Source organism: Pseudomonas helleri (assembly GCF_045830615.1).
GTDB lineage: Bacteria > Pseudomonadota > Gammaproteobacteria > Pseudomonadales > Pseudomonadaceae > Aquipseudomonas > Aquipseudomonas helleri.
On sequence record NZ_CP174501.1, the window covers coordinates 2031055 to 2054113 of the forward strand.

Annotated in this window: 17 protein-coding genes; 16 read left to right on the plus strand and 1 reads right to left on the minus strand. The window is 58.7% G+C overall.

Annotated elements, in window-relative coordinates:
• Nucleotides 1–194 precede the first annotated feature (194 nt).
• The 16 genes from ACJJU9_RS09175 (at nucleotide 195) to ACJJU9_RS09250 (ending at nucleotide 21760) form a co-directional block, all read left to right on the plus strand.
• On the plus strand, nucleotides 195–1418 hold the full coding sequence (locus ACJJU9_RS09175) for an SfnB family sulfur acquisition oxidoreductase (protein WP_407730520.1): 1224 nt from the start codon (nucleotides 195–197) through the stop codon (nucleotides 1416–1418).
• A gap of 2 nt (nucleotides 1419–1420) precedes the next feature.
• A complete protein-coding gene (locus ACJJU9_RS09180) occupies nucleotides 1421–2086 on the plus strand; it encodes a methionine ABC transporter permease (protein ID WP_048388516.1) in 666 nt (221 codons plus the stop codon).
• A gap of 34 nt (nucleotides 2087–2120) precedes the next feature.
• Nucleotides 2121–2891, plus strand: coding sequence for a MetQ/NlpA family ABC transporter substrate-binding protein (locus ACJJU9_RS09185; RefSeq protein ID WP_153332688.1), 771 nt, complete (start codon nucleotides 2121–2123; stop codon nucleotides 2889–2891).
• A gap of 77 nt (nucleotides 2892–2968) precedes the next feature.
• On the plus strand, nucleotides 2969–3100 hold the full coding sequence (locus ACJJU9_RS09190; protein ID WP_256678844.1) for a hypothetical protein: 132 nt from the start codon (nucleotides 2969–2971) through the stop codon (nucleotides 3098–3100).
• A 256-nt stretch (nucleotides 3101–3356) separates the two neighbouring features.
• Nucleotides 3357–4412, plus strand: a complete 1056-nt coding sequence (locus ACJJU9_RS09195; protein WP_048388512.1) for an NADP(H)-dependent aldo-keto reductase — start codon at nucleotides 3357–3359, stop codon at nucleotides 4410–4412.
• A gap of 11 nt (nucleotides 4413–4423) precedes the next feature.
• Nucleotides 4424–5818, plus strand: coding sequence for an LLM class flavin-dependent oxidoreductase (locus ACJJU9_RS09200; RefSeq protein ID WP_407730521.1), 1395 nt, complete (start codon nucleotides 4424–4426; stop codon nucleotides 5816–5818).
• 339 nt (nucleotides 5819–6157) lie between these two features.
• Nucleotides 6158–7810 (plus strand): ABC transporter substrate-binding protein, encoded by a 1653-nt coding sequence (locus ACJJU9_RS09205; RefSeq protein WP_407730522.1) that lies wholly within the window; start codon nucleotides 6158–6160, stop codon nucleotides 7808–7810.
• Between the two features lie 13 nt (nucleotides 7811–7823).
• A complete protein-coding gene (locus ACJJU9_RS09210; RefSeq protein ID WP_407730523.1) occupies nucleotides 7824–8804 on the plus strand; it encodes an ABC transporter permease in 981 nt (326 codons plus the stop codon).
• Entirely contained in the window at nucleotides 8801–9664 is an 864-nt protein-coding gene (locus ACJJU9_RS09215; RefSeq protein ID WP_048388506.1) for an ABC transporter permease, read from the plus strand. Before ACJJU9_RS09210 ends, ACJJU9_RS09215 begins: the two co-directional genes overlap by 4 nt.
• Nucleotides 9661–11373 carry a dipeptide ABC transporter ATP-binding protein gene (locus ACJJU9_RS09220; protein WP_407730524.1) on the plus strand — a complete coding sequence of 571 codons (1713 nt, stop codon included), beginning with the start codon at nucleotides 9661–9663 and terminating at the stop codon, nucleotides 11371–11373. Before ACJJU9_RS09215 ends, ACJJU9_RS09220 begins: the two co-directional genes overlap by 4 nt.
• A 24-nt stretch (nucleotides 11374–11397) precedes the next feature.
• Nucleotides 11398–12606 (plus strand): acyl-CoA dehydrogenase family protein, encoded by a 1209-nt coding sequence (locus tag ACJJU9_RS09225; RefSeq protein ID WP_048388503.1) that lies wholly within the window; start codon nucleotides 11398–11400, stop codon nucleotides 12604–12606.
• A 215-nt stretch (nucleotides 12607–12821) separates the two neighbouring features.
• Nucleotides 12822–14855, plus strand: a complete 2034-nt coding sequence (gene tssI, locus ACJJU9_RS09230; protein ID WP_407730525.1) for a type VI secretion system tip protein TssI/VgrG — start codon at nucleotides 12822–12824, stop codon at nucleotides 14853–14855.
• Nucleotides 14845–15588, plus strand: a complete 744-nt coding sequence (locus ACJJU9_RS09235; protein WP_407730526.1) for a DUF4123 domain-containing protein — start codon at nucleotides 14845–14847, stop codon at nucleotides 15586–15588. Before tssI ends, ACJJU9_RS09235 begins: the two co-directional genes overlap by 11 nt.
• Before the next feature lie 2 nt (nucleotides 15589–15590).
• Nucleotides 15591–20426: an RHS repeat-associated core domain-containing protein gene (locus tag ACJJU9_RS09240; protein ID WP_407730527.1), complete on the plus strand. Its 4836-nt coding sequence runs from the start codon at nucleotides 15591–15593 to the stop codon at nucleotides 20424–20426.
• Nucleotides 20419–20796, plus strand: a complete 378-nt coding sequence (locus ACJJU9_RS09245) for a hypothetical protein (RefSeq protein WP_407730528.1) — start codon at nucleotides 20419–20421, stop codon at nucleotides 20794–20796. Before ACJJU9_RS09240 ends, ACJJU9_RS09245 begins: the two co-directional genes overlap by 8 nt.
• 550 nt (nucleotides 20797–21346) lie before the next feature.
• A complete protein-coding gene (locus ACJJU9_RS09250) occupies nucleotides 21347–21760 on the plus strand; it encodes a hypothetical protein (protein ID WP_407730529.1) in 414 nt (137 codons plus the stop codon).
• 191 nt (nucleotides 21761–21951) lie between these two features.
• Here ACJJU9_RS09250 and ACJJU9_RS09255 read toward each other — a convergent pair whose 3' ends face one another.
• Nucleotides 21952–23055, minus strand: a complete 1104-nt coding sequence (locus ACJJU9_RS09255; protein WP_407730530.1) for a sigma-54 interaction domain-containing protein — start codon at nucleotides 23053–23055, stop codon at nucleotides 21952–21954.
• Nucleotides 23056–23059 lie beyond the last annotated feature (4 nt).

Genomic DNA, 23059 nt, shown 5'->3' on the forward strand with positions numbered 1-23059 from the left:
ATCCTGGATTTGCGTAAGCAGTGTTGGCCTGGCAACAGTTGTTCTACAGACTGTTGCCAGGCCAACTATTAACGCTTCGAATAAACCTTAACCTACTGAATTTAAACAAAAAATTATCTGGCATGGATTCTGCTCTGTTGTGAATAACGATCGCATCTGTTGGCGATTAAACACGAGTAAAGAGTGAGAACCTCATGTCGAACACCCCAGCCGACGCCCATTACCCACTGTCTGTTCCCGATGCCCATGTCATCCGCACAGACGCAGAAGCCATTGAAGTCGCCCACAAGGTCGCCGCGTTTTTACTCGAAGGTGATGCCGAGCGCGACCGTCAGCGCGAAGTGCCTGCTGAGGTGGTGGATGTGTTCTCCAACAGCGGCCTGTGGGGCATTACCGTGCCCAAAGAATACGGCGGTGCTGAGGTGTCGTTCGCCACGCTGGCCGAAGTGATTGCCATTATTTCAGCGGCCGACGCTTCCCTCGGGCAGATCCCGCAGAACCATTACTGCCTGCTCGAAGACATTCGTCTGCAAGGCACAGAAGAACAGAAGGCCTGGTTTCTGGGGCTGGCGCTCAAGGGTAATCGCTTTGCCAATGCCATTTCTGAAACCGGCGGCAAGACCGTGCAAGACATCCAGACGCGCTTTATCAGCGAAGGCGATGAGGTGGTGATCAATGGCCGTAAAGGCTACTGCACCGGCTCGTTGTACGCCCATTGGCTGGGGGTGCTGGCGCTGAATGCCGACGACAAAGCGCACTTGGCGTTTGTGCCGCGGCGCACGCCGGGCCTGACCGTGGTGGATGACTGGTCGAGCATTGGCCAGCGCAACACCGCCAGCGGCACGGTGCTCGCAGAAAACCTGCGGGTGCCGGCCTTTAACGTGTTCAAGACGTACCAGTCTTATGAAAACCCGACCTTGGCCGGGCCGATTGCGCAAATCACCACCGCCGCGATTGATGCCGGCATTGCCCGCGCTGCCTTGCGCGACACCCTGAGCTTTGTACGTGATCACGCTCGCCCATGGATCGACTCGGGGCTGGATAAGGCCAGCGAAGACCCGCTGACCATCATCCAGATCGGCAAGTTGAGCATCCAGCTGGATGCCTCCGAAGCCTTGCTTGAGCGGGCGGGACGAGTCCTCGACCGCGAGCGCGAAAACCCCGGTGAAGACGGCGTGGCGCGCGCTTCGGTAGCAGTGGCCAAAGCCAAGGTGCTGACCACTGAAATCGCCCTGGAAGCCAGCAACCGTCTGTTCGAATTGGGCGGCACGCGTTCCTCGCTGGCACGTCACAACCATGACCGCCACTGGCGTAACGCCCGCGTGCACACCCTGCATGACCCGGTGCGCTGGAAGTACCACGTGGTCGGCAACTGGCTGTTGAACGGGGTCAATCCGCCGCGTCATGACTGGTCATAACGATGGACGCGCTGCTGAGCAACATCAACTGGCCGGAAATCGGCCAGGCCTGCCTCGACACCCTGAGCATGCTCGGCATGGCCCTGGGTTTTACCGTGTTGCTGGGGCTGCCGCTGGGGGTGTTGCTGTACCTCACCGGCAAGCAGCAGTTGCACGCCAAACCCGGCATCTACCGGGTGCTGTCGATGGTGGTGAATATCCTGCGGTCGTTGCCCTTCATCATCTTGCTGATTGTGCTGATCCCGGTGACCACCTTGATCACCGGCACCTCGCTGGGGGTGGCGGGTGCCATTCCGCCATTGGTGGTGGGCTGCACGCCGTTCTTTGCACGGTTGGTGGAAACCGCGCTGCGTGAAGTTGATCGCGGGCTGGTGGAGGCCACCCAGTCCATGGGCGCCACGACCTGGCAAATCATCTGGCACACCTTGTTGCCGGAGTCCCGGCCGGGGCTGATTGCAGCCGTCACGGTGACCGCAATCGTACTGGTGGATTACACCGCGATGGCCGGAGTGATCGGTGGCGGGGGCTTGGGCGACCTGGCAATCCGCTTTGGTTATCAGCGTTTTCAGACTGACGTCATGGTGGTCACCGTGGCCTTGCTGGTCCTGTTGGTACAAGGGCTGCAAATGACCGGTGACCGTCTGGTGTCCCATTACAGCCGTCGCTGAGACGGCTCATTTTTGATTGTTCGGAGTTTGTGCAATGAAAAAGCTTCTTGCTCTGGTGGCCGTGATGGCCGCCTTTAGCGCTCAGGCCAATGAAAAGTTGGTGGTCGGTGCCACGCCGGTGCCCCATGCCGAAATTCTTGAGTTTGTTAAGCCTGAGCTGGCCAAGGAAGGCGTTGATCTGCAGATCAAAGTGTTCAACGACTTTATCCAGCCCAACCAACAACTCGCGCTTAAAAACATCGACGCCAACTACTACCAATACCGGCCGTTTCTGGATGAGTACAACAAGGAACGCCACACGGATCTGGTCCCGGTAGTGGGCGTGCATATCGAGCCGTTTGGCGCGTACTCGACCAAAATTAAAAACATCGCCGAGCTTAAGGACGGCGCTTCAGTGGCCATTCCCAATGACCCGGTCAACGCCGGTCGTGCTCTGGTGCTGCTGGAAGAGGCCAAGCTGATCACGCTTAAAAACCCTGGCGACCCGCAGTCGACCACCCGCGACATCGTGACCAACCCCAAGCACCTGAAAATCCGTGAGCTGGAAGGCGCCATGCTGGCCCGTTCTGTGAGCCAGGTGGACCTGGCCTTTGTGTTTGCCAACTACGCGCTGGAAGCGGGTATCGACACCAATAGCGCGTTGATTGTCGAGAAGGGCAAGGACTTGTACGTCGAGTATCTGGTGGCACGCCCGGACAACATCAATGACCCGCGTATTCAGAAGCTGGCCAAGGCTTTGCACTCTGATGCCGTGCGTCAATTTATCCTGACCCGTTACAAAGGCCAGATCGTGCCAGGCTTTTAAATCGGTATTAAACGTCTGTGTTCTCTTATGTCAGCTAGGCTATTGAAGATGAATAACCAGCTGACCCAGGAGAGCGTATGACATTGCGATGGATGCTGTTGAGCCTTGTTGTTCTATGTGCGGGCTGCCAATACTTCAGTTATCAGCAAGGCTGCACCGACAATCCCAATCAGCGCGGCTGCCAGGGCGGCACGGTAGAGTCGCCATAAATACTGGGCTGGCGCATCCCCAAATCGGCGCCCTCTCCTTCGGGAGAGGGCTGGGGTGAGGGGGCTCTTATCAACATGTTGGTTGCCCAACACTTCATGAGCACATTGCACACGGTCCAACAACACGTTGCCTGACTCGCAGGGCTAATCCGCTGTTATGCCTGAGGTTGGGGTCGTGGCATGTTAGGTGCATAGGTTCCTGGCAGTCATAAACACTCAAGGTGTTTGTATTGATTGCCAGCTAAAAGGACCTCTCATGCACTACCGTCAACTGGGTAACAGCGGCATTAACGTCAGCGTTCTGGGCCTGGGCACCATGACCTGGGGCCACCAAAACACCGAAAGCGATGCTCATCAGCAAATCGAACTGGCGCTGGCTGAAGGCGTCAACCTGATCGACACCGCCGAGATGTACCCCACGCCCACCCGCGGCGACACCTGGCGTACCACTGAACGCTATATCGGCAACTGGCTGGGCGCCAACAGCGCGCGCCGTGCCGACATCGTGCTGGCGAGCAAAATTGCCGGCCCGGCCCGCGAGCCCGGTGGCCAATTGCATATTCGCGATGGCCTGACCCGGCATGACCGGCGCAACATCGTCGAAGCCCTGGACGGTAGCCTCAAGCGCCTGCAAACCGATTACCTCGATCTCTATCAACTGCACTGGCCTGATCGCCCGACCAACTTTTTCGGCCTGCGTGAATACCCGTATGCCGAAGACACGCAAAGTGTGGCCATCGAAGAAACCCTCTCGGTGCTGGCTGATCAGGTCAAGGCGGGCAAGATCCGTCACATCGGCGTGTCCAACGAAACGGCGTGGGGTGTGGCCGAGTTCCTCAAGCAGAGCGAGCGCCTGGGCCTGCCGAACATTGTCAGCATCCAAAACCCCTACAGCTTGCTGAACCGCCTGTACGAGGGCGGCCTGGCAGAGTTCACCCACCGCGAAGGCGTAGGCCTGCTGGCGTATTCGCCGCTGGCATTTGGCACCTTGACCGGCAAGTACCTCGGTGGCGCCCGCCCTGAAGGTTCGCGTCTGACCTCGGTGTACCGCACGTTCAATCGCTACGACAGCCCGCTGGCCCAAGAAGCCATCGCTGGTTATGTGGACATCGCCCGCGAGCATGACCTGACCCCGGCGCAATTGGCCCTGGCTTATGTCATCAACAAACCGTTTGTGGCCAGCGCGCTGACCGGGCAAACCAGCCTCGTGCAATTGCGCGACAACCTCAGCGCGATCAACGTGAGCCTCAGTCCGGAGATTCTGGCGCGCATCGAGGCCGTCCATCAGCGTGTCCCCAACCCTGCGCCATAGGAGTACGGGCGATGCCCAAGCAACTGCACGTCAACCTGTTTGAAATGAACTGCGTGAGCCATATCGTTCACGGCCTGTGGGTGCATCCCGAGAACAACCGTCACCGCTTCAATGACCTGGATTACTGGACCGAGCTGGCGCAACTGCTGGAATACGGCACCTTTGACGGGGTGTTTCTGGCAGACGTGATCGGCACCTATGACCGTTTTCGCAATGGCCCGGAAACCGCCCTGCGCGAGGCCATGCAAATTCCCAGCAATGACCCGTTGATGGTGATTCCGGCCATGGCCGCCGTGACCAAAAACCTCGGCTTTGGCGCGACGTTTTCGACCACGTACGAGCCGCCGTTTGCTTTTGCCCGGCGCATGAGCACCCTGGATCACCTGACCAAGGGCCGGGTGGGCTGGAACATCGTGACCTCGTACCTGCCCAATGCCGCGCGTAACTTCGGGCATGACACCGAGGTCGTGCACGACCACCGCTATGAAATCGCCGATGAATACCTGGATGTGCTCTACAAACTGTGGGAGGGCTCGTGGGACGATGACGCGGTGATTATTGACCGTGAACAACGGGTGTACACCGACCCGCAAAAGGTCCGTTACATCAACCACGTGGGTGAGCACTTCAGCGTGGCCGGGCCGCACCTGTGCCAGCCTTCGCGCCAGCGCACGCCGGTGTTGTTTCAGGCAACCGGCTCGCCAGCCGGTATCGAGTTTGCCGGGCGGCATGCCGAAGTGGTGTTTACTGGCGGCCTCGACACTCCGGCCGTGCGTGCGAATATCCAGGCCATGCGCAACAAGGCCATCGCCCATGAGCGTGACCCGGCGGGGCTGAAATTTATCGTCATGGCCGGGGTGATCGTGGGCCGTACTGACGAAGAAGTCAGCTGCAAGCTCGACAGCTATCGCAAGCTGATGAGCGTCGAGGCGTCGCTGGCCCATCACCAGTCAGCCATTGACCTGACCGCTTACCCCAGCGATGCGCTGATCAGTGATTTGATCGAGCTGAAAGTCGACGGCTGGGAGAGCCTGCAGCGCTACAAGCCCGAATGGACCATCGGCACCGTGTTGTCGCAGTTCTCGGGGTTTAACCGTGAGCGTTTCTTTGTGGCAGGTACGCCGACCGTGGTGGCGGATGAAATCGAGAAGTGGCTGGATGTCGACGGCATTGACGGGATCAATTTGCGCCAGTACCTGTCGTTTGAAACGGCCCGGGATTTTATTGAGCTGGTGATCCCGGAGCTGCGCCGTCGTGGTCGTTTCCGTGAGCGTTACAACGAAGGCGAAACCCTGCGCGAACGCCTGTTTGGTGCGGGGCAGGCGCGTTTGCCGAATGACCATTTCGGCGCCCGCTATCGCGACCCGGCGCTGTTGCAACAACCGGCCACGCCATTACGTTTCTGAACACATCACTTTTGGGCGGGGCGCGCCGTATACGACGCCGCGCTGTCGCGCAGCAAACAGGACAGCGAGTATCTTGAGCATCCCCCAATCGGTTCCCTCTCCTTCGGGAGAGGGCTAGGGTGAGGGGCTCTTAGATCAAAAACCAGATCAAGATCAACAGATCGCGAGCAAGCTCGCTCCTACAGTGGGTTTTCAGCCAACTGTTGGCTCACCAACAGTCGCTGCACAGACTGTTGCTTTTGACTCCCTCCTGACGCCAATTTGCGCCTGTTTGCTGGGCGATAAACCCGGCATGGCTTGTGCAATAGCCTAAGTCCCGGACTTAAGGCAGCAGGCCCCATGCGCAATATTTCCCCCTTTATTCGAAACTTTCCTTTGCTCGGCATCGCAACCCTGTGCTCGGTACTGGTCGGCTGCGGGCAGGAAACCTCAACCGTTGCGCGCAGTGACAAACCGGTCAGCGGCGGGACGTTGATTTATGCCACCGACCGCGAACCCACGTGCCTCGATCCGCATGTGGCGGGTGACATGCCGCAGGTGTTTATCGGCCAGCAGTACCTCGACTCGCTGGTGTCGATGGATGACCAAGGCCAGATCGGGCCGTGGCTGGCGAAAAGTTGGGAGGTCTCGGCCGATGGCCTGACGTACACCTTCCATTTACGCGATGACGTGCACTTCACCGACGGTACGCCGTTCAACGCGGCGGCGGTCAAGGCCAACCTCGATCACATGGCCAACCCGAAAACCCAATCGAGTACGGCGGGCGGTTATATCCGCCAATACCGCAGCACCGATGTGCTCGATGACCATACGGCGGTGGTGCACCTGGCTACCCCGTACGCGGCGTTTCTGGAGGTCCTGGCCCAGGGTTTTCTGGGCATAGAGTCGCCCACCGCGCTGCTTCGTTCCCGCGATGAAAACTGCGAAAGCCCGGTGGGCAGCGGGCCGTTCAAGATCGTCCGCTGGGACCGGCAAAGCCAGGTCGAACTGGTGCGCAACCCGGATTACAACTGGGCGCCACCTACCGCCAGGCATCAAGGCCCGGCGTGGCTGGAGCGCATCGTCTGGAAGTTCATTCAGGAGCCGTCCGTGCGCTTTGCCTCGCTGCAAGCCGGGGAGGTTGATGTGATCGAGACGCTGCCGCCCGAATCCCATGAGGCCGCCCGACGTAACCCGGACCTTACGGTATTGGTGGCCTTGCGGCCGGGCAACCCCACCAACGGCACGCTGAACATCACCCGTGCGCCGTTTAATGACCTCAAGGTGCGCGAAGCTTTTGTGCGCAGTTCGGATGTCGAGGGCGCGCTCAAAAGTGTGTATTTCAGCGAATTCCCCCGTGCCGGTGGCCCGCTGAGTTCGGCGACCCGTTTTTACAGCTCGGACTTCGAACACGCCCAGGACTACAACCCGGCCCGCGCAGCGCAATTGCTGGATGAAGCCGGCTGGACCGGACGTGACAGCGAAGGCTACCGCACCCGTGACGGCAAGCGCTTGCAGGTGCATGTGGTGATGGGCAACCGCACGCCGCCCTCGGAATACACCCTGTGGGAGCAGGTACAAGCGACCACTCGGGCGGTCGGGTTTCAACTGATCATCGACCAGATGAGTGATGTGCAGGCCACTCAGCGCCAGGCGGACTGGGACTACGACATTCGTATTGGTTACTGGAACACCAACACCCCCGACGTGCTGCGGATCATTTTTGGCTCGGAGTTTATTCGCCCGGCGGGTGTCGGCGGTTATCACCAGAACACCGCCGGTTTCAGCGATACGGCGTTTGACGGGCTGATCCAGCAAGCCTTGACCACGCAAGACCCTGAGCAGCGCAAGGCGCTGTATTACAAAGCGCAGCAGATTGCTTCCAGCCAATACCTGCAACTGACCACGTACCCGCAAAGCTCACGCCTGGGCATCTACAAGACCACCCAGGGCGTGCGCCTGGAGCCGTCTTTGGCGGTGACGTATTTGTATGACGCCTGGGTCAATAAATGAAAAGGGTGAACCAATGAGCCGAATCGAGATTGTAAATCCGCAGCGCGAGCGCTGGCTGCAGGTGGGGCGACGCGCCGTCTGGCGTTTGGCGGGCGGACTGCTGGTGCTGTGGGCGGTGGCGACCCTGACCTTCTTTGCCCTGCGGCTGATGCCGGGCGACCCGGTGCTGGCCATCCTCGGCGGCCCGAGTGGCAACCCGTCGCCCGAGACCATTGCCGAAGCCACCCGCGAGTACGGGCTGGACAAGCCCTTGGCGGTGCAATACGCGCTGTACCTGGGGCGTCTGGTTCAGGGCGATCTGGGGGTGTCCTACTCGCAGCACTTGCCGGTAACCCGCGTGCTGGCCGAGCAATCGTGGGCGACCCTGCAACTGACGTTTACTTCATTGGTCCTGGCCTGGCTGCTGGTGCTGTTACTCACCGTGTTGACCGCCGGGCGCCAGCGTTGGGTGGCCAAGGTGGCTTCGTTTGCTGAAACCGTTTCGGCCGCCGTCCCGCATTTTTGGCTGGGGCTGGTGCTGCTGGCGGTGTTTGCCTTCGGGCTGCGCTGGTTCCCGCCTGCCGGCAGTGATGGCTGGCGAACCCTGGTGTTGCCGTCTGTGGCGCTGGCGGTTCCGCTGGCCGGGTTTATTGCGCAGGTCACCCGAGAGTCGCTTGAACTGACCCTGGAGCAACCTTTTGTGCTGACCGCGCGGACCCGTGGTTTGAGCGAAACCGCCGTGCGCTTCAAGCATGCGCTGCGCCATGCGGTGTTGCCCGGCATTTCGTTGTCGGGCTGGGCCATCGGCGCCTTGATCAGCGGCGCGGTGGTGGTTGAAGTGATCTTTTCGCGCAAGGGCCTGGGCCGCCAGTTGTATCAGGCGGTGCAGGCGCAGGACCTGCCGCTGACCATCGGTATCAGCCTGACCGTTGCGGCGGTGTATGTGCTGGCCAACATTCTGGTCGACCTGTTGCACCTGTGGGTCGACCCTCGTCAACAGGGGAAAACAGCATGAGCACACTGACTCTCGAAACGCAGTTGCCGGGTGTGCGGGTGCAACGCAGGTCACGCCAGGTGCCGCTGGGGCCTTTGCTGGCGCTGATTTTTCTGGCGTTTTTGATCGTTGCCGCGCTGCTGCCGCAACTCTTTACCCATGCCGACCCGCTGGCGATTGTGCCGCACGATGCGTTTCATCCGCCGGGATGGGCGCATTGGTTCGGCACGGATCAGTCCGGCCGGGATATTTTTTCGCGGGTGATTTACGGCACCCGCCAGTCGCTGTTGATTGGTCTGGCGGCCACCGTGCTGGCCATGAGCATTGCGATTGCCCTGGGGTTGCTCGGCGGGCTTGGCGGTGCGCGACTTGACCGTGGGGTTGGCTGGCTGCTGGAAATACTGTTCGCGTTCCCGAGCCTGGTGTTGGCGCTGCTGTTTGTGGCGGTGTTCGGCAGCGGCATCGGGCCTTTGATTGTTGCCACCGGGCTGGGCGCAGCGCCGGGCTACGCCCGGATGGTGCGCGGTCAGGTGCTGGCGGTGCGCAATGCCGGTTACATCGAAGCGGCGGTTGCTTTGGGTCACCCGACGCGGCGGATCATCCTGCGCCAGCTATTACCCAATGCCATGCGCCCGCTGATCGTGACTCTGACCATGGGTATTGGTCAGGCGATTGTCTGGGCCTCGGCCCTGAGCTTTCTGGGGCTGGGCGCCAAGCCGCCTGCGCCGGAGTGGGGGACCATGCTGTCCATGGGCCGCGACTTTGTCGCCAATGCCTGGTGGCTGACCTTCTTCCCGGGGGTGTTCATCGTGCTCACCACGCTGTCGACCACGGTCGCGGGCCGTTATCTGCAACAACGTCTGGAGGGACGCCTGTCATGAGCGATAAACACTTGATCGTTGAGGGGCTGTCCATTGAATTTGGTGGCCAGACTGTGGTGCGCGATGTGTCGTTTACCCTGGCGCCGGGCAAGACCCTGGCGCTGGTGGGTGAGTCCGGCTCTGGCAAAAGTGTGACGGCGCGCAGCCTGATTGGTCTGGCCGGTGCCGGGGCGCGGGTGACGGCGCGCACTTTGAGTTATGGCGGGCAGGATTTGCTCGGGTTGTCCGAGCGTGGCTGGCGCGGGTTGCGCGGCAAAGGCATTGGCTTTGTGTTGCAAGATGCGCTGGTCTCGCTCGACCCGCTGCGCCCGGTGGGCAAAGAGATTCTGGAAGTGCTCACGACCCACCAATGGGGCGACCGGCGCAGCCGCGCTGAGCGGGTTATCGAGCTGCTGGACAAAGTAGGCGTGCCCGAGCCCGAATTGCGTGCCCGCCAGCGGCCCGACCAATTATCCGGTGGCCTGCGCCAGCGTGCGTTGATCGCCAGTGCGTTGGCACTGAGCCCGGGGCTGGTCATCGCCGACGAACCGACCACCGCCCTGGACGCCACGGTGCAGGCGCAGATTCTGCAAGTGCTGCAAGAGATCAAGGCTCGCGGTGATTCGTTGCTGATCATCAGTCATGACTTGGCGGTGGTGGCGCAATTGGCCGATGAGGTGCTGGTGCTGCGCCACGGCGTGGTGGTCGAACAGGGCCCGATGCAGCAGGTGTTACGGACCCCGAGCCACCCTTACACCCAGGCGTTGCTGGACGCGGTGCCAGCCGAACATGCGCGGGGCACACGGCTGTCGTCGCACAACAGCGGGCAGGTTGTGCAACCTCGACCGGGCGCTGACTCGCCGGTGCTGCTCAAGGCCAGCGGCTTGGGTAAACGCTACATTGGCCCCGATCAGCAATCTCGCCAAGTGGTCGATGACGTCAGCTTTGAACTGCGCGCCGGGCGCACGCTGGGCATCGTCGGCGAGTCCGGTTCTGGCAAGACCACCGTGGCGCGCATTGTGTTGGGGTTGCTGGAGCCGGATGCGGGCCATGTGCAGTTTCTGGGGCACGCCTGGGCGGGGGCGGGTGCAGATCGGGTGGCGGAAAAAGACCGGCGTGTGCATCGACGTGACATCAGTGTGATTTATCAAGACCCGCTGAGTTCGTTCGATCCGCGCTGGAGCATCGGCCAGATCCTCGCCGACGCGCTGGATGTGGCCGGTGTGGCGGCTTCGCAGCAACCCGCGCGGATCCGCGAATTGCTCGAGCAAGTGCGCCTGCCGGCCGAGCTGGCGAGCCGCCGCCCCTTGCAACTGTCGGGCGGCCAGCGGCAACGGGTGGCAATCGCCCGGGCCATTGCCAGCAACCCTAAAGTGATCATTTGTGACGAACCGGTCTCGGCCCTCGATGTCTCGGTGCAGGCGCAAGTACTGGACCTGCTGGCTGACCTGCAAGCCTCGTTGGGGCTGGCCTACCTGTTTATTTCCCATGACCTGGGCGTGATCCGCCATGTCAGTGACGAAGTGCTGGTGATGCGTCGCGGCCAAGTGGTTGAAAGCGCCCCGGTCGAAGACCTTTTTGAACATCCCAAACACGCTTACACCCAACGCCTCTTGGGCGCAGTGCCGCGTTTGCCGGGCGCCGACAGTGAGCTGGTGGTGCCACCGCTGGAAGCGGAAAGCACGGCGTTGCGATTTGACGAATCGCAACTGTGGAAGATCGCTATTTAAGCTTGAACACCTTAAGGAATTGTCATGACTACGTTGTCTCTTGTTACTGAGCAGGCCATTGCCACGATCGACACACTGAATCTCCGGGCCGATGAAATATTGCCCACCATTGCAGCGGGGGCCGCACAACGCGAGCGTGATCGCCTGCTGCCGTTTGATGCGGTGGCGCAGATTGCCAAGGCCGGTTTTTTCACCACGCGCATCCCGGTGCGTTATGGCGGCAGCGGCGGTTCGGTCAAGGATGTGATCCGTTTATTGATCCGCATTGCCGCCGCAGATTCCAACGTCGCCCAGGCATTGCGCCCGGGGTTCGGCTTTGTCGAAGGCTTGCTGGCGTCATCCAGCGAACAGGCCGAAACCGAGCGCGAGCGCTGGTTTGCCCGCTACCTGGACGGCATCGTGGTAGGCAATGCCGGCTGGGAAGTGGGCGGCGCCAACGGCTCGATCAGCGCGCGAATTGTGCGCGACGGCGACCACTACCGGGCCACCGGCAGCAAGTATTACAGCACCGGCTCGCTGTACGCCGACTGGGTCAGCGCAGTGGCGTTGGATGAAGAGGATCAACCGGTTTCGTTTATCCTGCCGCGCAACCGCAAGGGGCTAGAGTTGCTCGACGATTTTGACGCAATGGGCCAGCGCCTGACCGCCAGTGGCACCACGCGCCTGAATAACGTGCAAGTACTGGCTGACGAAATCCGCACACGGACGGTAGAAGAGGGCAAGCGCACAATTGTCACGCCGTTTTTGCAATTGTTCCTGGCGGCGGTTCAGGCGGGCATTGCACGCAACGCCTTGAACGACGCCGTAGCGTTTGCCAACGAGCATGCCCGGCCCATCAAACACAGCAGCGCCAGCCGCTCGGTGGACGACCCTTATGTTGAATTGAGCGTCGGTGACATCTCGGCCCGTGCCTTCACCGCCGAAGCGGTGGTGTTGCACGCGGCAGAATCCATCGACCGGGCATGGGCGGGCGACCTCGATCCGCACCTGGTCGACCAGGCCGCTGTCGATGTGGCGCAGGCGCAATACATTGCTGCCGAGTCGGCGCTCAAGGCTGCCGAGTTGGTGTTTGACGTGGGCGGCGCCTCGACCACCGGGCGCGGGCACAACCTGGACCGCCACTGGCGCAACGCACGCACCGTGGCCAACCACAACCCTCGGCACTGGAAAGCTTCTGCCGTTGGCTCATGGCAACTGAAAGGCACACCGCCACCGACCTCCGGATTGTTTTAATACGCGCTGTAGCCGTTGCCTCGCGGGTCGACAAGATCGCGAGGCAAGCTGACTCTTACACCTAGCATTCAGCTTTCCTACTCGATATTCGCCTAATGCTCAGGCCGTCATAGACCCAGCCTACATCCAGCCCCAATGCCGTGATTGCACACTTGCGCACCGATAAACCCTGACGTTTTGTTACATCAGGGCGACCGCAGCGCAAGGAGTCGCGGATGTCACGCTCGCAGCCTCAGTTTCGTTTCAGCCTGACCATTGACGGCTTCGCTGATGACCTTCAAGTCTTGTCATTCAAAGGTGATGAGGCCATCAGCACGCCTTATTCCTTCGAGCTGGTACTGGTCAGCCCGCGGGCCGATCTGGATCTGGTGGCACTGCTGCATGCCCCGGCTTTTTTGGCATATGCCGACGGCGGAGGCGGCGTTCACGGGCTCATCTATGCCATTGCCCAAGGCCAGACCCGCCAGCGCCTGACGGTGTATACCCTGACCCTCGTGCCGCAACTGGCCTACCTCGAGCATCGCACCAACCAGCGCATGTTCCAGCAACTGACAGTCGGGCAGATCATTGCCCGGCTCCTCGAGGAGCACGGCATTCTCAGCAATGCCTACGCCTTCAACCTGCACGGGACCTACCCGGTTCGCGACTACTGCGTGCAATACCACGAAACGGATCTGCACTTCATTCAGCGCCTGTGCGAAGAAGAGGGCATTCACTACCACTTCCGTCACTCAGCCCAAGGCCATCAATTGGTCTTCGGTGATGGCCAGAGCGCCTTCGCCAAACTCGATCATCCCGTGCCTTATCAGGGCGAAAGCGGCCTGGTTGCCGAGGCGCCGGTAGTCAGCTATTTCGAAGTGGGCATCAACACCCGTTCCACCCGCAGTACCTTGCGCGATTACACCTTCGAAACCGCCAGTCGCGAGATCGAGGCGAGCTACGGCCCCGACACCCAGCGCGTCGAGCGAGATCTTGAAGATTACCGCTACCCGGGCCACTTCAGCCTCGAACAGCGCGGCCAGTTGCTCAGCCAGCGGGCCCTAGAGCGCCAACGCGCTGACCGCTGTCTGGCCAATGGCGAAAGTGACGACTGCGGTTTTATCAGTGGCCATTTCATGACCCTGAGCGAGCACCCCCACGGCGACTGGAACGCGATGTGGCTGCTGACTGAAATCCATCATCAGGGCCGACAGCCGCAGGTGCTCGAAGAGACCGGGACTGATCTGGACGACAAGCCAACTGACGGGTTTACCCAAGGCTATCGCAACGACTTCGCAGCCACCCCATGGGACGTGTTCTACCGCCCGCCACTCAAACATCTCAAGCCTCAGGTGCTGGGCCTGCTGACTGCCCGGGTCACCGGCCCCGTCAACGACGAGGTGCATTGCGATCAGTACGGTCGGGTAAAGGTGCAGTTTCATTGGGACCGTGAAGGCCGAAACAACGACGCCAGCAGTTGCTGGCTGAGGGTGGCCTCAACCTGGGCCGGTGACAGCCATGGCGCAGTGAGCGTGCCACGGGTCGGCATGGAAGTGCTGGTGTCGTTTCTGGAGGGGGATCCGGACCAGCCGGTGATTTCGGGTTGCCTGGTCAACAGCCTCAACCCGCCTCCCTATCCGTTGCCCGCCTACAAAACCCGCAGCGTGTTGCGCAGCCGCAGCACCCCGAACGGCACAGGCTACAACGAACTGCACATTGAAGATCGACTGGGCCAGGAACTGATCTATCTGCATGCCCAGCGCGACCTTGAACAACACATCAAAAACGACTCACTGGTGCAAATCGATGGTCAGCGTGCTGAGACCGTCACCGGCAACAGCGTCTCGGTGCTCAAAGGTGATGATCAGCGCACCGTCAGCGGTGATCGCAAAGCCCAACTCAATGCCAACGACTTTCGCCAGGTAGCCGCCAATAGCCACACCCAGGTGGGGGGCGCGCTGACGGTCGACGCGGGGATGGAGGTCACGATCAAGGCCGGTGCCCATGTGGTGTTATCGGCAGGGGCGTGTATCTCGCTGACGGCGGGCGGCCAGCATCTGATCGTCAGCGCTGCCGGGATCTACGTCAGTTCACCGATCCTGCCCGGTGGCGTGCCGGTGCCGGGCACACCGGCGTTGCCCGCCGTCACCTCTACCGTTGCAGCACTGACTGCAGCCGTCTTGACCCCGACCCAAATCAGCAGCCTCAAGCGCAACGCACCTTTCTGCGAAGAGTGCGAAAAATGCAAAGGAGGCGTTTGTGAACTCTGAGCCTCTAACCTCGCAGCAGTGGCTGGCAGACAACCCCCTGCGCGCCGGCGAAATCTTGTACGCGGTGATCAGTTCCACCAGCGATGCCGACCCGCTCGCGGCCTACCACCAACAGGGTGGAGTCGAACCACCAGACAGGCTGTGGGCTGATACCGCCTATGCCGACTGGTTCCCGGTCATGCCTTATCTACTGAGGCTGACGCCTGACAGTGAGTTCATCCAGTGGGCGGAGCAAACCGATGCTGACGATTGGGGCTGGTTGGCCATCTCCACGGTCGGCCCGCAACGTATCACCGAGCATTTGCGCAGTCTCACCCAGGTCCTGATGCCCGCTGGTGAAGCCGTGTTCTTGAGGTTCTGGGACGGTCGCCACTGGCTGCCCATCCTCCAGCATTTGGGCACAGCGACCCGTGATGTCTTGCCGGTCTTCGACCGCTACTGGATCAACGGCCAGCCGGTCACGGTGGGGCAGGGTGAGGTGCTTGCCGTTCAAGCATTCCCGTGGTGGCAAGTGCCCGGTGACCTGCTCGACAGCCTCGCTGAGCAGGACCTCAATACCGTAATCGACAACCTCATGCAGTGGCTCAAAGACACTCACGCGCCGTTGTATGCATCGATTGGCGAAGCCCATTTGCGGCTGAAAGTCGAGCATTTCGTACAACGCTCATCCCCTACACAACGTAAAGACAGCGGGCTCTTGTTGGCTCATGTGCAGCAAGAGGTTTGTGCGTAACCATGATCACGATTATCGGCAAAATGCTTCTGACTATTGGCGACACCCAGCCTGACGTAAAGCAGGTTTTGCAAGAGCTAGAACACTGTATCGAAGACTATCGGGATCGGGCGGACTCCTGGTACGGCGGCATGATCGATGTCGAGCAAGTGTTTCGTGTCGGCGATGAAGTAGTGATCCATGACAAGGACGATCAGGCGCCGGCGGCCATGTTTGCCCAATGCCAGCGCGATTCTACCGTGACGTTGGTCCACGCCTTTGAAGCAGCGCGTTTTATACCCATAGGCAATACCCAAGTGCGCTTGGTGCCAGTGGGGGGGGGTGTCGAGATCAAAGCGTTGACTGATGCCACCGGTATCACGCGTGTCGAGGGCTGCCTGCCTAATCAGCAATACCACGTCACCTTTTACCCGCAGATCACTTCTGAGCAGCTAGATGCGTTTTTTAACTCTTATCAGGAGGTGCTCAGTGATCTGAGCCAATGGCTCGGTACCCAGTGGGACACTGAATATCTGTCGCTCTGGCAAGCTCATCAGGAAGCCGATGCACTGGGACGTTCCTGGATCGAGATCAAGAGCCAGTGGAGTGGCCTTATCAAGTCATTGTTGGCCGTGTGGGATGACATCGTTGGTTTCTTGAAGTTGATCAGCCGCCCCCAGCAGAGCTACGAAAAGTTCAAGAAATTCCTCAGCGAAGAGCAACTGAAGTTGCTCTTGAATGCCTCCAAAGAAACACTGGAAACCGCGCTGCTAATTGCCAGCGATGAGCCACTGATGTGGTCTTATTTCTCAGCCTTGATCGCCTGGCTCAAACTATTACCGCCCCAAGTTCGTAGCGAGATACAAGCGCGCCTAACCACTGACGTTCTGATCAATATCGTCCTCGGCATCATATTCAGTGGGGGGATTGGCCTGGCTGTACGGCTCTCTATCAAGGGGGCCAACACTGTGGTTGAAAGCGCAAAAGCGACTCGATTGCTGGAAGGTTTTGTCGACCTGCTGATGCGCACCAGCAAAGCGCGATCCACTCACCACGCCACAGTAGGCAAGCCGATTTTGCTGCAAAGCGAGGGCCGCCTGGATCCAGGATTGAAGGCTGATCTGGATATCAAACCGCAGAGTGGCCTAACCCCCGCCCAAAGCATCCCTGATGCCACCGTTATAGCCCGAAGCAAACCCAAGGCGAGAACCACGCTTGAGGTAGTCGAGCACGTCGACGATGCCCCGACGCAATCCACGACCCCCAACGGCAAACCTGCCGAACCCGCCAAAGACACCCAAACCCACGGTTGCCCGGTTTCAATGGTCACCGGTGAAGAACTCCTGACCCTGACCGACGGCGTGCTCGACGGCGCGCTGCCCCTTGAGTGGACGCGGCTGTATCGCACCAGCGCGGTCGAAGTAAACGGCGATTTGGGCTTTGGCTGGAGCCACACACTGTCGCACCGCCTGCAACGCGAAGGCGACGAACTGGTGTGGACTGACCAAGAGAATCGTCAGACCCGCTTTCCGCAGCCCAGCGCACAACGCCCGGCCATCATCAACAGCTTGGCCAAGGCGGCGATTTACCTGGGCGACCATGATGGCGAGTTGATCCTCGCCCACGCCGGTAAAAGCAGCCGCTTCTATCACTTCAACGACTTGCGACTGACCGCCATCAGCGACGCCTACGGCAACCGGCTGAAAATTACCTACCAGCAAGGGCGACTGCACCGCATAGACAACGGTGCCGGCCGCGCCTTGCTGCTGCGCTACACCGACGCACGCCTCAGCGCTGTTGACTACCAGCAATACGATGACAGCCGTGAATTTGCCGAGCGCTCAAATGACCACTACGCCAAGTGCGGAATTCACCTTGAGCGTTGGGCAACCCTCTACACGCAGGTCGCTTATCGCTACAACGCAGCGGGGCAACTGATTAGCGCCAGCAATGCGCTGGAAGAAACCGAGCACTACCGCTATGACGCCCAACACGTCATCCAGGAACGGCAACTGGCGGGTGGCGCGGCGTTTTATTGGCAGTGGCAACACACGGGCAAGCAGGCGCGTTGCATCCGTCATTGGGCCAACTTCGGGCAGATGGACGCCACTTACGAATGGGACGACCAAGGCTCGGTCACGGTGAAAAACCGTGACGGCAGCCAGCAAGTCTATGTGCATGACGACAATGCGCGGCTAGTCAGCCAGATCGACCCGGACGGCGCTGAACACCAAAAGGCCTACGATGACAAAGGCCGTCTGATCGCTGAAAAAGACCCGCTCGGCGCTGTTACCGAATACCAGTACAACGAGGCCGGGCAGCTTACGGCAGTGATCCCGCCCACTGACGAGCCGACGTTCTACAGCTACTTCAATGGCCATGTGCGCAAAGTACAGCGCGGTCTTGCCAGTTGGGAATATGAACGCAACAACCAGGGCGACATTACCTGCCAGACGGACCCGGACGGCAATCTAACCCACTACAAATACACTGCCAAAGGCCAACTCAGCGGCCTGTACTACTCGGACGGCAGCCAGCACACACTGACCTGGAACCCGCTTGGGCAACTGCTCGACGAAACACTGCCAGACGGCACGCAACGGTGTTATCGCTACGATGCACAGGGTCGCACCATCACCCGGCAAGACGAGCGGGGCGTCATCACCCAGTACCAGTGGGACGCTGCCAACCGTCTCAACCAAATCACCTTGCCTGGTGGCAAAACCCGCGCCTGGAGCTACAACGCCTACGGCAAAGTCACGGCTGAGCGCGATGAGCGCGGCCATATCACCCGCTACGAATACGCCGACAACCTGCACCTGATCAGCCGCCGCATCAACTCTGATGGCAGCCAGCTCAACTACCGCTACGACAACGCCCGCTTATTGTTGACCGGTATCGAAAACGAGCGGCACGAGCACTACCAGCTTGAGTACTACCCCAACGGTTTGATCCAGCAAGAAATCGGCTTTGACGGCCGTAAAACTGCTTATGCCTACGACCTTAAAGGGCAGTTGCTGGAAAAGACCGAATACCCGGACGCAGAACATCCTGACAGTGCTCCGCTGGTCACTGCCTACGCGCGCGACCCTGCAGGGCGGCTGACAAGTAAAACCCTGCCTGATGGCAGCGAAATCACCTACACCTACGACACTTTGGGGCGCTTGACTGCCGTCGACGACGGTGCCTGGCCGCTGGCCTACGAATACGACCTGCAAGATCGCCTTGTCAGTGAGCATCAAGGCTGGGCGACCCTGCGTTATCAGTACGACGCACTCGGCCAACTCAGCGACTGCCGCCTGCCCGATGGCAACCGCCTGCACTACCACTATCAAAAAGGCGGTGCCCTCAAAGGCATCGACCTCAACGGCAAAACCCTCACCGGGCATCGCTACGAAGCGGGGCTGGAAACCGTCCGCCAACAAGGCTACGTGGTCAGCCACTACCAATACGACGAACAAGGCCGGCTGCAAGACCACGCCGTCAGCCAACTGAATGCCCGTGGCGATATCGATGGTCAGCCGCTGTACCGCCGTCACTACCGCTACGACGCCAATGGCAACCTCAGTCTGCTCAGTGACAGCCGTAAAGGGCAAAAAAGCTTTGCCTACGACCCGCTCGACCGCCTGACCGAAGTACGCGGCCAACTGACCGAACACTTCGTCCACGACCCGGCGGGCAACCTGCTCGACCAAAGCATCGACGGCCAACGGCACAGCCGCTACGCCAACATCAAAGGCAACCGCCTGCTGATGCAAGGCGACAGCCATTTTGAGTACGACGCCTACGGCAACCTTCGCCAAGAGCGACGCGGCACCGGCCAACGCCTGACCCGCGACTACCGCTACGACAGTCAGCAGCGCCTGATCGGCATCACCTTGCCAGACGGCAGCCAGGTGACGTACCGCTACGACGCTTTCGGCCGGCGTATCAGCAAAGACCATGGCGGCACCACCACGCAATATCTCTGGCAGGGCGAACGCCTGATTGCTGAAAGCGCCCAACAAAAAGGCCTGCGTGGCATCAGCCACTACTGCAGCTATTTATACGAACCGGGCACCTTCAAACCGCTGGCCTTGCTCCAGGGTGAGGGCGACACCGCACAGGCTTACCACTACCAACTCGACCACCTGGGCACGCCACAAGAACTCACCGACCACCGTGGCCAAATCGCCTGGTCTGCTCATTACCGGGCCTACGGCAACGTCCTCAAACTCGACAAGGCCGAAATCACCAACCCGCTGCGCTTTCAGGGCCAGTATTACGACGAAGAGAGCGGACTACACTACAACCGCCATCGCTACTACAATCCAAACACCGGCCGCTACCTCACCCCCGACCCGATCAAACTCGCGGGCGGGCTGAACAGCTACCAGTACGTGCCCAACCCGACAGGGTGGGTGGATCCGTTGGGGTTGAGTTCGTGTCCGGGCGATGAAGTGTGTAATGTTGGTGAAGGTGCTTTAGATCCGACAGATGCAGCAAATGTTAATCATGGAGAACCAAAGGTACCTGTTTCTCCAAATCGGGCGAATAATTTTGCGTCCAAAGCTAGGCTGGTAGAGCATTATGAAAAACATGGTGCCGAATTTAACTCCGCGAGCAGTGATGACTATCTCGCTACTGCAAGACATGTTGTAGAAAATGGAATTAAAGTTGAATATCTCTACAAAGGAAAGTCGACTGCAGGCTATGTAGTTCTCATGGGAACGAATAGAAGGGGACAGGCGAAATTTGCATTTGCTGGAACCAACAGCAAGCAGGAGATAACAACGCTGCACACAAAAAGCGGAAAAGATTTTTGGAAAACGATAAATAACGATGTCACGGATAAAACTATCAGGCCTGTAAATGAATAATATTAAAGAAGTGAAGCTCTTGAAGTTGAGCGAAACCATAGCGGAGGAGGTGACTCTGTTGATTGGAGATGAGGTCGTCGAGTGCTTTGCAAGTTACTGCCCCTATGAGCTAGAAGTTGGAAGGATTTACAGTGCTGAGATTTCTCTAAATTTATCTCAATCCTATGAGGTGCAAGAGGTCGAGCCTACAGATGTTCGTGCAGTAAAAAAAGGGCGTGGCTTTTCATATTATCTTTACGGATATTTAAATGATAAGGAGTTTATGACCTTTACAGCACTATTCGATGAGGATGTGCATTATGAGTATCCGGATTTAAATAATAAATTCATTTGTCTGGAGGTTGAGAGAATTGATGCGAGTTTCTGTTGATGCTTATCTAGGTTGTGCGCGAGGGCAGGCATGTGGCTGCGGGTTTAGCTTGATTTTATGATGCTCTGAAAGGATGCTTACGCGTCAAGTGTTCGCCGTACTGTCAAGATATTCCTATTGGAAAGGTTTACAACAATAACACTTCAATCTGGTTCGCTGAGGTGTACGCTATGCTTGCAATCAACTAGCTAGATTGGCAATGCATTCTTCAATTATTTGTTTGATTAGGGAAAAAAACTAACTGCAACCTCAGTCTGATCGGTTACAGCTGCAAAGGGAAAAAGCTACGCTTACGACCGCTAGACCAATTAGCCCACCTGACAATACCCTTAGGCTTATCAGCAAAGTACGAGTGAAGTGACGTTTCAGTCTCAGTAGTTGCTGCTAATCCAGTTGTTAAGGCAGTGCAGCAGAACTCGGGTAGGGGGTATAAACCAAATAAAAGAGATGCTTCAAATCCTAAGCTTAATGAGAGTGTGAGTGGTGCTGAAGTAAAGTTTTATTCTGGAACTTCTGGAAGACCATTTACGGCTTATCCTGTGGATTAATAATGCTTACTCACCCTTTTTTAGATATTTCGTACAATCCCTCTGTCGGTTATTTTTTGGGAGGTATTGACGTCTACGACCAAGAGGAATCTTTAGGTGAGTCTCTGTGGGGGCTAGATCCTAATAGTGATGATCGAGAAAAAATAATTCGAGAGTATATTATTCCTCATCAGTCTTATTTGTCTTATAGGCATAAATTTGTACTGCTTAATAAGTTGGGTAGTGCTTTAAAGGATAAGGATTTCGATTTTTCTATATTCTTTGGTGTAGATGTTGATAGCCACACCGCTACAGCGTGGGATGCCAGTGAAGTTGAAACGCCTCGTAGTTTTTTTGAGGATATATACCAGGTTGCCAGTGAGGTTTGGATGCCTGAGCTATCCAAGGCAGCAGAAGAAGATATGTCTGCATGGTAGCAGGAGGTGTGCGAAAGTTTGTTGAGGTTATGAAGGTGGGAAGTTTTTAATTGCCCGTAAGTTTGCTGATGTCACACTAAAGTGGATGTGACCCCTGTAGGAGCGAGCTTGTCTCGCGATCTTTTGACTATTTAAAAGATCGCGAGGCAAGCTCGCTCCTACAGGGTTTTGTTTTCACCGCAATGCAGTTTTCAAATCGACAAATGCAACACGCGTTCATCTTGCTTGGGTTCTGTTGCGCTGCGTTTGTTGACTTTCAATTCGCCCAGGTTGATCAACAGGGTGCGGGTGACGTTGCGGCTCAGTCCCAGCAGTTTGGCGGTGTGGACCTGGTTGTGGTGGCAAAAACGATAGGCCGCGCGCAGCAGGCTGCGCTCGACGTTTTCGTGGAGGTTGTCTGACTGGCTTTCGAACAGCCGCTGGAATGCATGTTCCAGCAGTTCTTCGGCGCTCTGGTCGCTGTTGACGGTGCTGGTTTCTGGTCGGCTGATGCGCAGGTTGGACATGCGCAAGTCGTCACTCTGGATGACACCGTCGCGGCAGATCAGCAGGGTGTGGTGGATGACGTTTTCAAGTTCGCGGATGTTGCCCGGCCAGTTGGAGTGCGCGAGTTTTTGCTCTGCCTCCGGGCTCAGTACGACGTCGCCATAACCCAGTCGACGGCTGTAGGTGTCGATGAAGTAGCGGGTCAGCGGGAGGATGTCGCCGGGGCGTTCGCGCAGTGGGGTGAGTTCCAGGTTGACCACGTTCAGGCGGTAGAACAGGTCTTCGCGAAAGTGCCCGGCGTTGATGGCTTTTTCAAGCTGTACGTTGGTGGCGGCCAGTACGCGGACGTTGATGGGAATGCTTTTGCGCGAGCCCAGGCGGACCACTTCGCGCTCTTGTAGAACACGCAGCAGCTTGACCTGAATCGGCATTGGCAAATCACCAATTTCATCGAGAAACAGGGTGCCGCCGTTGGCTTCTTCAAACCAGCCTGCCTTGGCGCCCAGCGCGCCGGTGAAGGCGCCTTTCTCATGGCCGAAGAGTTCAGATTCCACCAGCGATTCTGAGAACGCACCGCAGTTTACGGCCAGAAAAGGCTGGTGCTTGCGTGCGCTGAGGTTGTGAATGTGGCGCGCAATCAGTTCTTTGCCGGTGCCGGTTTCACCAATGATCAGCACGCTCGCATCACTGGGCGCGATTTGTTGCAGGTGCTGGAGCAAGGCTTTGGACTTGGGGTCTTCAAAGACTTGCGCGGTTGCCCGGATCGAGGTGGCCAAGGCCGGGGAAGGGGGGAGGGTTAGCAGTTGCATGTCG